At 42.5% G+C, this 11,633-nt stretch carries 15 protein-coding genes; 3 read left to right on the top strand and 12 right to left on the bottom strand.

Annotated features, from left to right (window positions below; all coding sequences use genetic code 11):
• Positions 1-337: 337 nt before the first annotated feature.
• Positions 338-688 carry a helix-turn-helix domain-containing transcriptional regulator gene (locus tag OGY09_RS01890; RefSeq protein WP_000127482.1) on the bottom strand — a complete coding sequence of 117 codons (351 nt, stop codon included), beginning with the start codon at positions 686-688 and terminating at the stop codon, positions 338-340.
• Positions 685-1,020 (bottom strand): type II toxin-antitoxin system RelE/ParE family toxin, encoded by a 336-nt coding sequence (locus OGY09_RS01885; RefSeq protein WP_001147119.1) that lies wholly within the window; start codon positions 1,018-1,020, stop codon positions 685-687. Before OGY09_RS01885 ends, OGY09_RS01890 begins: the two co-directional genes overlap by 4 nt.
• A gap of 1,036 nt (positions 1,021-2,056) precedes the next feature.
• Between OGY09_RS01885 and OGY09_RS01880 the strand changes: the two genes are divergently transcribed.
• The 3 genes from OGY09_RS01880 to ddp1 all read left to right on the top strand — a co-directional run bounded on the left by OGY09_RS01880 (position 2,057) and on the right by ddp1 (position 3,984).
• Positions 2,057-3,049, top strand: coding sequence for a replication initiation protein (locus OGY09_RS01880; protein ID WP_004239667.1), 993 nt, complete (start codon positions 2,057-2,059; stop codon positions 3,047-3,049).
• A gap of 8 nt (positions 3,050-3,057) precedes the next feature.
• On the top strand, positions 3,058-3,501 hold the full coding sequence (locus OGY09_RS01875) for a hypothetical protein (RefSeq protein ID WP_001074389.1): 444 nt from the start codon (positions 3,058-3,060) through the stop codon (positions 3,499-3,501).
• A 129-nt stretch (positions 3,502-3,630) separates the two neighbouring features.
• Positions 3,631-3,984 carry a DNA distortion polypeptide 3 gene (ddp1, locus tag OGY09_RS01870; protein WP_000877225.1) on the top strand — a complete coding sequence of 118 codons (354 nt, stop codon included), beginning with the start codon at positions 3,631-3,633 and terminating at the stop codon, positions 3,982-3,984.
• Between the two features lie 382 nt (positions 3,985-4,366).
• On the opposite strand, the gene OGY09_RS25230 is transcribed toward ddp1, so the two are convergent.
• The 10 genes from OGY09_RS25230 to OGY09_RS01825 form a co-directional block, all read right to left on the bottom strand.
• Entirely contained in the window at positions 4,367-4,582 is a 216-nt protein-coding gene (locus OGY09_RS25230) for a membrane protein (RefSeq protein ID WP_000399461.1), read from the bottom strand.
• Positions 4,583-4,732: 150 nt separating this feature from the next.
• On the bottom strand, positions 4,733-5,014 hold the full coding sequence (locus tag OGY09_RS01865; RefSeq protein WP_001290347.1) for a membrane protein: 282 nt from the start codon (positions 5,012-5,014) through the stop codon (positions 4,733-4,735).
• Between the two features lie 161 nt (positions 5,015-5,175).
• Positions 5,176-5,457, bottom strand: a complete 282-nt coding sequence (locus OGY09_RS01860) for a hypothetical protein (protein WP_000905713.1) — start codon at positions 5,455-5,457, stop codon at positions 5,176-5,178.
• A gap of 36 nt (positions 5,458-5,493) precedes the next feature.
• Complete coding sequence (locus OGY09_RS01855) at positions 5,494-5,796, bottom strand: hypothetical protein (RefSeq protein ID WP_001096509.1); 303 nt, start codon at positions 5,794-5,796, stop codon at positions 5,494-5,496.
• Between the two features lie 92 nt (positions 5,797-5,888).
• Entirely contained in the window at positions 5,889-6,548 is a 660-nt protein-coding gene (locus OGY09_RS01850; RefSeq protein ID WP_000516221.1) for a nucleotide-binding protein, read from the bottom strand.
• Positions 6,549-6,652: 104 nt separating this feature from the next.
• The gene (locus tag OGY09_RS01845; protein ID WP_286589874.1) at positions 6,653-7,477 is read right to left on the bottom strand and encodes a tyrosine-type recombinase/integrase; all 825 of its coding nucleotides are present in this window, start codon (positions 7,475-7,477) and stop codon (positions 6,653-6,655) included.
• A gap of 555 nt (positions 7,478-8,032) precedes the next feature.
• Positions 8,033-8,689 (bottom strand): SEN1982 family lipoprotein, encoded by a 657-nt coding sequence (locus tag OGY09_RS01840; RefSeq protein ID WP_001478769.1) that lies wholly within the window; start codon positions 8,687-8,689, stop codon positions 8,033-8,035.
• 103 nt (positions 8,690-8,792) lie between these two features.
• Positions 8,793-9,257: an H-NS family histone-like protein gene (locus OGY09_RS01835; RefSeq protein WP_001293140.1), complete on the bottom strand. Its 465-nt coding sequence runs from the start codon at positions 9,255-9,257 to the stop codon at positions 8,793-8,795.
• A gap of 17 nt (positions 9,258-9,274) precedes the next feature.
• Positions 9,275-9,481: a hemolysin expression modulator Hha gene (hha, locus tag OGY09_RS01830; protein ID WP_000850859.1), complete on the bottom strand. Its 207-nt coding sequence runs from the start codon at positions 9,479-9,481 to the stop codon at positions 9,275-9,277.
• The gene (locus OGY09_RS01825; protein WP_001235749.1) at positions 9,478-11,631 is read right to left on the bottom strand and encodes a type IA DNA topoisomerase; all 2,154 of its coding nucleotides are present in this window, start codon (positions 11,629-11,631) and stop codon (positions 9,478-9,480) included. The genes hha and OGY09_RS01825 overlap by 4 nt, the downstream gene beginning before the upstream one ends.
• Between the last annotated feature and the right edge of the window lie 2 nt (positions 11,632-11,633).

Genomic DNA, 11,633 nt, shown 5'->3' with positions numbered 1-11,633 from the left:
ATGCCGCAGTTAGCGCGAGCGCCAGCGAGTTCACGCCGTCCTGGTGCATTGCAGCAGGGCGGGGCGCTGTACTGCGCGTGCGAGCGTCAGCGAACTACGGGCGCAACGCGCCAGAATCTGGTCTATGTTAATGCTAATGTATGCATACATTAGCATTAACACACGCATCTATCATAGATGCCTTTAGATGTGTATTAATACACACCGTTAAACTATTGCCAGTACGCAATTGTTCGATTTGCCGATTAAATACCGGTGAACGTCGGGCGGGATAACTGCGGTTTTGATGATTTTTTGCTGGCATGGAAATTCCCCCGCTTAGGGGGAACTGGAGAGATTAGTGGCTGGATTTACTGAGAGTGAACTGTAATCCGGCTACCGATGTAAGTTGTGCAAGCGTTGTGATGGTCGGGTTACCGTTGGGGGATAATGCTCGGTAAATACTCTGACGGGCAAGGCCAGATTTCCTGGCAGCTTCGGAAATGCCCCCTCGCGCCTCGATTACCTGACGTAGCGCAACAAGAAAACCGCCTAAACCACCAGGCTCATTTATTTCTTCCAGGGCATTAGCAAGATAAGCGTTTGCATAATCAGGATCTGCGCGCAATTCTTCAATCATGGCGGCATTGTGATCAACGGATGCCGGATAATCATTTTTCTGCGACTTCACATTTTTGGTGGCTGTCATTTTTTTGACCTCTTTTTAAAATCTTGCAGATAACTAACGGCTTTATCTAAATCGGCTGTCTGAGTTTTTTTATTCCCTCCAATAAGCAGAAGAATTATTTCGCCATCTTCGATTGAATAATAAACCCTGTAACCAGGACCGTAATCAACTCGTAATTCCCAGACACCATCCCTTTCGAATTTATGATCTCCAAAATTTCCGCCCATAGCGCGGGCAATTCTGGAATCCACCTTTAACGCTGCGGTCTGGTCTTTACGTCTTAATTTTTTCATCCAGTCGGTGTATGGAACCTCACCGTTTTCTGTCTGATATCGTTTCGCCGTGTAAGGCATCTTGCCGCCCTCATTCCCTTAACCTGTGTACATTGTCTCTTATAAGTGACACCAGATCAAGAAAAAATGTCTCTTTAAAGTGACATAATGTGAGTCTTGTGTGACAGAACCTGCTTTCTGGTCAGGAAAAATTGCCTTTTTGACGATCTGGTTAAAGGCTCTGTAACTCGTTCTAAGCATTTTTTCCCGTTTCGTTGTAGTCAGCCACGGTTTAACGGCTTTTAACGCCGCTTAACGCTTTTTAGCGGCCTTGTTGCTGTGATCTGTTGCCATGATCCGGATAGGAGTTCAATCTTGATCAAAATTTCCTTAAGGCAACGACTGTTTTGTAAATACCCTCTAAAACGCGCTGTATCGCATTCTGAGCGATTTTTTCGATTTCGCATGGTTTTCACCATGTTGTATCGAACGAAGCGGCAGAAAGCGATTCAGGGCTTCTCAGTGAAAGATCCAAAAAGGATCAATCAACGGATCGTATGATCTGAACTCTTCAGGTTTTGAGAAAGGAGACACCGCTCGCCGCAGCCGAACGACCGAGCGTAGCGAGTTAGTGAGCGAGGAAGCGGAACAGCACAGGGATAACATCAGGCACTTACGCGCAGTGGTTAAAAAGTGAGCATGTTGTTTTTATGTGTGGTTGTCCTGGTTCAGAGTGATCTGTCCTCCGGATTTACGCAAAGTTATCCACAGGCACTGTGCATTTAAAAGACTTATCTTTTCTTCTTGATCTTAAAAACTTAAAAACTTAGAGCATCGTAACCTTATGATAAATATAATGAAAAAACGCTAAACATGATGGTTTAGGTCACTATCCATGATGGTTTAGGTCACTATCCATGATGGTTTAGGTCACTATCCATGATGGTTTAGGTCACTATCCATGATGGTTTAGGTCACTATCCATGATGGTTTAGGTCACATTATTAACCGATTGGTTCTTTTACTTCAGATCTTCCGATCTTCAGGTGATCAGTTCATGTTTTAAACATGTTTTCACTGTTTAGCTGCTCACTGTAGCATCCTTGCTGTGTTAAACATGATGGGATTTGTCATTAAACATGATGATTTTTTGTTGAGTCATCATGTTTGGTTTGGTATATTTATTAGACAAACAGTAGGTGAGGATGGAGCAATGCCAATAAGAAAGATTTCTGAGAAGACAAAAATTAGACATCGAAATGAGATCAATAAAACGCTTGCTCAGTTACCTCTTTCTGCAAAGAGGGTTTTGTGTCTGGCATTGGTGTCTGTTGATACGAAAAAACCGCTTGAACCAGGTATGATTTTTAAAATTACCGCTGATACCTATACATCTATTACAAAAGTCAAACCTTCAGTTGCATATCGCCAGTTAAAAGAAGGAGCTGAATTACTTAATACTAGTAAACTTTCACTATCAAGTGATGATATTTTGGCATTATCTACTGAATTAGGCTTACCTGATGCAATGCGTAAGAGTTTAGAACGCCTGGATATGGGGATTACTGATTATTGTGCATATAGTCCGAATGAGGGGTATGTCGTTCTAAAATTTACGCATACAATTCACCCTTACATTTCAAATCTAATTGGCGGTGAAAATAAATTCACTACTCAATTGCTTACTTCAGCAATGAGATTAAGTGGTCAATACTCATGGGCTTTATATCAGTTAATAAGAAAAAACTATTCCAAATTTAGAACAAAGAATTATTTTTCAATACATCTGAACGAATTAAAAGATGAGTTAATCGCATATACTATAGAAGACGATGAAGTTGTTTATAAATATCCTGAGTTTCCTATATTCAAAAGAGAAGTGATCAATAAAGCAATAAAAGAGATTAAAGAAAAAACGGAAATAGAATTCCTGTCCTGCTTAATAGAAAGTAAAGAGGGGCGTAAAGTTAGTGTTTTACGCTTTGAATTTCTTGTTTCTGAAGATAAATTTACAGGTATTGATAACGAAACTCATGAATTTATGAATGATGATGATGCTGCTTTCCTGACAGAGTTTGACAAAGTCGTTCCACCAAAAAAGAATAAGTGAGGTGAATCATGGCTAAAATCTATCAATTCCCCCAGGGGGAGGAACGCGGTAAATTCAGGAAAGAAATCGCCAGAGAACGTAAGAAACGTTTTGCGGTGAACACAGGGAGCATTTTTGTTAAGTGGCTTGGCTGGGGATGGTTTTATCTTCGTCTTCTGGCCGCCAGTGTTTTACATTTTGTCTCTGTTTTTGTGTTAGCCATTCTTGGTGCGTTTAAATGGGCTGTGTTCTGGCTGGGGGGGATTTTGTGTGTCATCACCTGGTATCATCTCGATCACCAGTTATGGACGCCACAAAATCTGACCATACCGGTGATTACGGCAACCTGGATTTTGGGACTGCTGGCTGAGCCTCTGATGGAGCTGCTCAACAAAACTATGCCCTGGCACAAGTTACTTGTTCCCGAACCTGCGGACGAAAGCACCGAGAACAGTAGCGAGATAAGCCAGTAACGATGCTACTCAGCCGTTATGCCAGTTCCTGCTTTTTCACTGCGATGCAGGATAGGGCAAACGCCGCAAAATGCTAGCATTTCGCTCGTTTGCCCGGTGACCTACAGTCGGTTCTTGTTGGAGAATTTTATGAAATATCAGGTGAAAGAGTTTGTTAATGAAAAATATTCTAAGGCTATTAACATTTTAAAGGATAACCTTAAAGAAAACTATCATATTTTTTATGGAGTAAGATTAAGTGAGATTCTTTTTCCTGCCAGTGAGTATGGCACTGATGCATTCTTTAAAGAGTTTGAATCAATAAATAGTATTACTTTACCATTAATTATTTTTGAAATGAATGAACGTAAGCCTGTAGCTATCATTGGCTTTGAACAAATTGCAGGTGCTGTTTTTGTTGAGCAATTAGACATTAAGGTTTTGGTTATTGACGACCTGTCTGAATTGCTGACTAATGAAACGCTGGCTTCATTATACAACTGAAATGAGCTGTAATTTCGAATTTAAAAACACTGTCGATATGATGGGGAGTGAAGACTTTTGTCAGTTCCTGCGGGATGATGAAGAGTAATTAAAAATAAGCCCACATATTTGCGGGCTTAACAGATGCTTTATCATAATTTATTGCCTGTTATCCTCTAAGATAATTAATAATGGTCCTAACATAGTTGTAAATACCAATGCTGCTATACCAATCATACTGTACTTGTTTGGTACACATGACAATAATAAAGAGCACGTAGATACAGTTATATAAAATATTCTGAAGTTACTTTTTTTAAGTAGTGATGATATATATATTATACATAACGCTATAAGACTAAACGCGATTGAATTTATCATTGTATAATCCTCTTTTAATTGATCAGCACATATCGATCTTACCGCCCAGTAACATAAAAATGAAAACAGTTGTTACTGGGAGCAACATTGCCAGGATGAAAACGATTAGATTACTTTTCCTGCCAATATTGAATGCTATACCAGCCAGCACTACTAAAAAGAAAAATGCAACAGGTACTGTCCATGTAATGACAGGATGATAGTTTATAATGCCTAAATCAACGATGCAGTGTTCCATAGATTGAAAATCCCCTAAAGTGCCCTAATGTCTGGTTATAAGCTGGCATTATTCCGTATCCTCACTTCACAAAATCTTCTGGTTTTATGCTTGATTTAAACTCTTCTTCTTTAGAACGTTCTTTTTGCCATGCTATATACTTCAGCTTTGTTATTTAGTCAATGAATCAAAAGCGCGAATCAAAATTTTAAACATGTAAAAAATCAGTGTTGCTGAAAAAGTGCCAAACATAATCGCAACTAATAATTCAGGCTCACCCGTCCACATGCTTTCGCTCTTGAATGACATAAAAGAAAATAACGAACTGATACCTATTAGAGTTATTAGCTGAAGTATAGGAAACAATTTTTGTGGTGCAGTAATTACACTGATCATTAGATAAACGTAACCAACGATAATGACTGCAATTGCAATGCAGTATATTTCACTCATAATGGCATTTCCTCTTATTCTGTATCTGTTAAGAATGAACTTTTATTATAGGCGTATATTAGTTTGTTATATGTGCTTACAGGAATGTTCTTTATAACACCGTCGCAATCAATTTTAGTTGCATATCTAATGCTGCATACAATTTATCAACAACCATAATCTCACTTCACAAAATCTTCCGGCTTAATGCTTGATTTAAAGTCTTCTTCTTTAGAGCGTTCTGCCTGCCATGCTATATACCATACAAACAAAACAACAGTTCCGATGACAAAATACGATGCTGGTTCCAGTAATACTGATGTGTCACAGATAACCTTGTCTGCTGTACAGATACCCTTATCTGAAAATCTCCACACACTATAACCCACGAGAAATAATCCAAGTAAAGGCTGCACACAGAGCATGTAAAAATTGAATACAGATTTAATGATCTTTATGAGCATATTTTTATCCCCTTTAATGGTGTGTAATAAAACACACTATTTATTCACGGTTGGTCTTCCTGCTTTCGGGCTGTTTTTCCTTATATCATCAAACAGCCTCCGGCGTTCTTCTGCTGATACCAGACGTAACGCTGCCAGTGCTGCTCTGATTACTTCAGCACGGCTGGCGCCGTACTCGTTCTGGAACACCTGCGCTGTATCCAGATCATCATTTGTCATGGTCAGATTTATACGCGTTACTGCTGATGCCGATGCCGGTTTTTGTGCAGCAGAGCTTACAAACTGGCGTAAATCCAGCGGTTTAATTTCCTGATCAATTTTCTTTGGGAGCTTTGCCATTAGATTAGGTATCCTGTTCTTGTAAAGTGTGTAATTATACACACTATTCAGGATGTGAGTATATCATCTCTTATAGTGTGTAATAATACACATCACAGAACCCCCGTTTCTTTTAACAGTAATTCAATCTCTCCACGGGCTTTGTTTCCCCGTTTATCATCGTATTCGTGTACGCCCATACCACTGTTATAGGCTTTTTTATGCGCAGTACGCATATAGATACGCTGGCGGGGAACCGGAAGCCAGTCCGGATCATCATTGAGTTGTCGGCGCAGTTCTGACGCTTCACTGTCTGACGGGTTAGTTGAACACTTATTCAGGACAATCCATGCTTTCATTGACGGATTGACTCCGGCCTGTGCTGTTTTAATGTCGAAAACCAGCCGTCCCAGCGTGTTGATCTCGATGCCTGCTCCTGGCTCAATGAATGTGAACAGAATGTCAGCACAACTCAGTGCCTTAACGAAGGCCGGAGATTTCATTCCTGGCGTATCAACAAACACATAATCAAAGCGGGCAGCCAGTTTTCGTGCCATCGCCGGAATATCTGTGTAGCACTCGAAATACGGTATTTCAGACAACCGGTCGTTGGTTTTACGTTCCTCGATGAAATCCTTGATGCTTCCCTGCGAGTCTGTTTCCAGGAAACAGGCTGTTTTCCCTTTCCTGATGGCACAGACACATAAGGAACAAAGCACGGTGCTTTTGCCTATGCCGCCTTTATGCCCTGCAACTGTAATGATTTTTCCCATCACAAAACCCTCCCGGTTAAATGGTGTGTATTAATACACAATCTTTTATGGTGAAAGTATAACCGTACTATTGCGTGCTGGCAATAGTTTAATGGTGTGTATTATTACTCATTATTAATGCATTCAGGGTATCCGAGAAGCTGTTTTGCACGCTGTGGATCACAGGTAAAGGACAGGCCACTTCCTGTCAGGACGTCCAGCGAAAAAACGCGGGTGTAAATCTCGGTGCTTCTTGCATAACGGTGTCCCAGCAGGGATTGCAGGACGCGCGGAGGAACGCCGCTCATTGTCAGGTGCATGGCGTAACTGTGGCGGAACGTGTGAGGCGTGACCGGAACCGAAAATGTTACGCCGTCACGCTCTGCCCGTGCCACTGCGGTGTTGATCCAGTTCAGCGGTGTCTGTCTTGATGTTATGTCCCACACAGGCTGATGTTTGATCCGCTTTTTCCAGGTCGCCAGGTATTCCCGCATACGCAATGCGTATCCGGCATCCAGAACAGGAACCAGCCTTACAGCAGGCTCCGGTGGTTTTCTGTATCGCGGATCAGGATGTAATGGTGGATGCCTGGTGGTCGGGCGTCCTGGTCTTCTTTCTGCTTCTTTTAGACGTTGCTTGAGTGTTTTCAGGATCACCACGGGTTGCGGGTACTGCCGTGTCGGAGTCAGCATAAAATCGGCAGGTTTCAGCGCCAGAGCTTCGTTCAGTCGTGCTCCGGTATTCCAGAGCGTCTCAAAGTACATACGGATGTTCAGATCATCGATGTAGGAGAGAAGCAGTGAGACTTCCGGTGCTATCAGATATTTCGGCATTCCTGCGCCAATCTGTGCTGCAAGATCCCGCATATTACGGGCTGCATCGGGAGAGATGGTTAAATTCCAGGCGTCGCTACGTGAAATCTGGAAAATGCTGGCGGGTAAATGACTCAATTTTTTAATCTCCGCACCTGTTTTTTTGGACGTGCCAGCAATTATGACCTGAAGCAGAGGTGCGTCCGACAACAAAAATTCCGATCACCAAAAAAAATTTTGGACATTTTTTCCGATAATGCATTTTTGTCCAGGGGGATATGAACGACAGGGCAGGGCGAAAAGGAAGCGGTTATCCTGAATAACCCAGGATATGGGCACATATACCGGAACAGGGCACCGGATAAAGGAACAGAACATGTGAATGTTGTAACTAATGAGGTATGGACAAAATGACCTGTATGTCTAACTGCCTGGCGAATTAAACCGGAGCAAGGGTAATCTTGTTCAAAAATACTGTAGCGGTCGCAGCTGAGGATCGCGCTGGCCAGCGCGATCGATGCGTCACCGGCGCAAAGCTGATTTGTTGTTTTACAGTGAGTTAGGTTGTTTGCGGTGCGAAAAATATCGGTGAGTATTTTTGATAGAGTCATTAACGGCGGTGCGCTACGTGAAATCCGTGAAAAAGTAGGGGATATACGTGGGGTATTTTTCACGTAGCAACACCATTACAGCCTACCGTTCAGCAGACCATCCATCATTTTTCAAAACCAGTGTAATACGTTTTGTTTGTTTCTCTTTCAAATCAGACTCAAGTCCTAAAAATGCAGCCCGAACATCATCGCGTTTCGCCCATTCAGCGATACTGGTGGGACTGAATGTGTAATTCACCTGCGTGATCTTCATTCCCATAGCATCACCAGGTTCGGTAAAATCAACTATCTCATCCACCTTATAATGACCAACGCAAAAATCAGGCCGTTCCGGAGACTTCAGATATTTTTTCCCCTCATCTGTCAGAGCATATTCACGACCTGGCACTTTCTTACCCGTCTTAGTAAAACCAATAACGTCATCAACCAGGGTATCTTTTACTGTTAATAAATCGGCTTTGACCAGTACATCCAGCGCAGAAAACTGTCGAGAATTTATTTCATCTGCCCGTTCCTGAGATGTATATCGATTAGCCTGAGCCACAGCTACCTGAACCGGATAAGGCTTACTATCAAACATTCCCAGCGGACTAATAGTAATGCATTCCTTCTCTAGTCGAGTATTAATAGCTTTTTCAAAGTTTTGCTTATTAGCATCTTTTGGTGAATCACACCCTGCCAGCAAGAATGAACTCAAAGCAACAAAAATAACCACTACTTTTTTTGATTTGATCATCATTTTCCCTCTTTATCAAACGATAAAATTTCTTGCCAGCGCAGCTGGCTGTTCTGTCCCCTCCATTTGCCGTCGCAAACAAGTTTGCGACGGCATCACGATTATTTTATTCAACCTGCCCAGGTTGCAGTTTGTCAATGAGGAAATCTTCCATGAAATGGCCCTCATCAAGCAGCTTCTGTAAAGCAAGCGGACGCTTGCCATTACCAGACCATTCTCTGATCTCGCCATTTTCATCCTTAAAGCGGTATTTAGCCTTTCTTACTCCGCCTTTGGCTTTCCGCCTGGTTTTTACTGTATCTGCTGTTACAGGAGCAAGGAGTGATTCGGGATCAAGACCTAAAGATATGATGTATTCAATGGCCTGCTGACGTTTGGCTTCAAGTTCCTGGCGTTCAGCCGCTTCACGTTCAGCATCTTCACGACGTTCTTCAACAACAACGTTCAGTTTTTCCTGCATTTCGAGCAATTGCTCAAAATCAACTTCACGGGCAAAAACACGTAATGAACGAATATTCATCATAGTACGGCTGATAATGCCGTATTCATCTTCTTTAGTCAGTTCGCTCATATAATTAATCCTCTTATTTAGTGTACGTACTTCCAGACGCCGGAAGGCACCTTATCATAAAGTTTATTCATCACCAGTTCTGCTCGGCGATGATCTGCGGCAGAATAAAATGCCTCTGATTCTGATAAAGGCAGTTTGTAACGGTTAATCTCAATAACTTTTTCAAGAGTATCTCTTGATGTACATTTTCTTAACTGAAAAAGCCATTCCTGCTTTGTTTTCACTTCTTAGCCCTTGCCGGAAAACCCAGCTTCCCTGTTTTCTTATCCTCAAGGACAAGAACTGTATCATACGTTCCACCACTTTTCTTTTTAAATCCCTTAATCAAATCGGTTTTCCCTGATTTAACCAGTTTTTCGGCCTGTGCCTGGGTGATTTTCTTACCAGAAAACTCACTCCAGATTTTAAATTCACATCCGGTACAGAAATAACCTTTTTGCCTGATAATAATTTGTTTGCCGCATGTAGGGCAGGGAGAACTCAGGCGTTGAGATTGTCCTGCTGGCGCTACGGGTTCAATTTTCATCTCGCCCAGGTCAACATCAGAAATCATGCCTGTGAGTTCATCGTATAGTTCATTAATGAACTCTTCAACGGTCAGGTCGCCATTTTCAATGGCTGTCTGCTTTTCAGCCCATAATGCTGTCATATCAGGATTAACCGCTATACCAGGCAGGGCATCAATAAGCGCATATCCGGTATCAGTAGGAATAAGTTTCCCTTTTTCCAGCGTGATATAGTTTCTTTTCTTCAGCGTTTCCAGAATGGCTGCGCGGGTAGCTGGCGTACCAATGCCACCATGTTCATCTTTTTTGTCTTTATCCTTATCCTTCAACAATTTTTTAATCGTTGGGTCAGTGACAAAATCCGCGACACGAACAAGCGCAGCAAGCAAGGAGGCTTCGGTGAATAACGGCGGCGGTGTTGTTTTCTTCTCATTAACAATAACTTCTTTTGTCGTCAGTGTTTCTCCTGTGCGAATTTTACAGAGCAGTTCAAAAGCGGAATCATCATTATCTTCTGATTCACCTTCGTCTGTGGTTTCCGCGCCAAGAAACGCCTCAAATCCGCTGTCAGTTGTTTTTCTGGCACGGGCATAGAACGACTCATCACCACACTGAATGGCAACCGATACTTCCTGGTATGCTTTTTCAGGCATGAACTGAACAAGATAGTGTTGTGCGATCGCCAGGTAAACATTGCGCTCGTCGGTGCTGAGTGCGTTAACATCAGGCACACTGGCGGTCGGGATTATAGCAGTATGCGCAGTCACCTTTGCACTGTTAAACGCTTTGCTTTTACGTGAAGAATCAATATCCAGCGACTGAGGAAAGACTGATTTCAGGGCATCGATAACCTGCGGCGCTTCGCTGAATTGTTCATCAGATAAATATGAGCAATCAGAGCGGTTATAAGTAATCGCTTTATATTTTTCACGTAATTGTTGCGTAATATCCAGCGTTTTTTGTGCCGTCATTTTGAACTTTTTGTTCATGTATTGCTGGAGTCGTACCAGGTTAAAGGGCAACGGTGCAGCCGTTTTTTTATCATCAGTTGCTGCCGCTTCAACTGTAGCCGGTTTTCCTGCAAGGGAGGCTGCCGTTCCGTCTGCCCACGCTTTATCAAGTAATTTACGGTCTGTCAGCGGAGCAAATTCCCCTGGCTTCCAGTTCGCCCTGATAACATCAGCACCACGCTGAAAGACTCCGGTCATGGTGTAGTAAAAACTGGATTTATGGTTCTGGTTAGCACGGGTACGATTCACAATCAGGCCAAGAACGGGAGTCTGGACGCGCCCGACAGACAGAACGCCCTGATATCCTCTGGCTTTTGCAGGAATGGTGTAAGCACGCGTCATGGAGAAGCCATAGACGGCATCAGCAACTGAACGCGCCAGCGCCTTAAGGTAAAGCCCTTTGAAATCACGATTATCTTTAAGATTTGCCAGTGCCTTTTTCACTGCCGGAAGCGTGTTGTCGTTAATCAGAACGCGCTTTACGGGTTTTGTGTTGCCTGCATATTCCAGGACTTCATCAACAAGTAACTGTCCCTCATCATCAGGATCGCCAGCGTGAACAATTTCAGTCACGTCTCCACGTCTGATAAGTTCGAGAATCGTTTTAACCTGTTTTGCGGCACTTTCAACAGGCTGATACTTCACGGGATAAAGACGTAAAGGAAGCGTTTCAACCTTCCAGGCTTTGTATTCAGGATTATAGTTTTCCGGCGGTTGTGATTCGATAATATGACCAAAACAGTTAGTCACAATGGCGTTATCACTTTCAAACCAGCCATCATGGCGGGTAAAATTGCCACCAAGTGCCTTAACAATATCATTTGCTACTGCGGGTTTTTCTGCGATAAAAAGTCTCATCT

Origin of the sequence: Citrobacter sp. Cpo071 (assembly GCF_030332765.1) — a bacterium.
GTDB lineage: Bacteria > Pseudomonadota > Gammaproteobacteria > Enterobacterales > Enterobacteriaceae > Citrobacter > Citrobacter portucalensis.
Note: the sequence above shows the minus strand (reverse complement) of the source record. Positions and strands in the feature narration are given on the sequence as shown.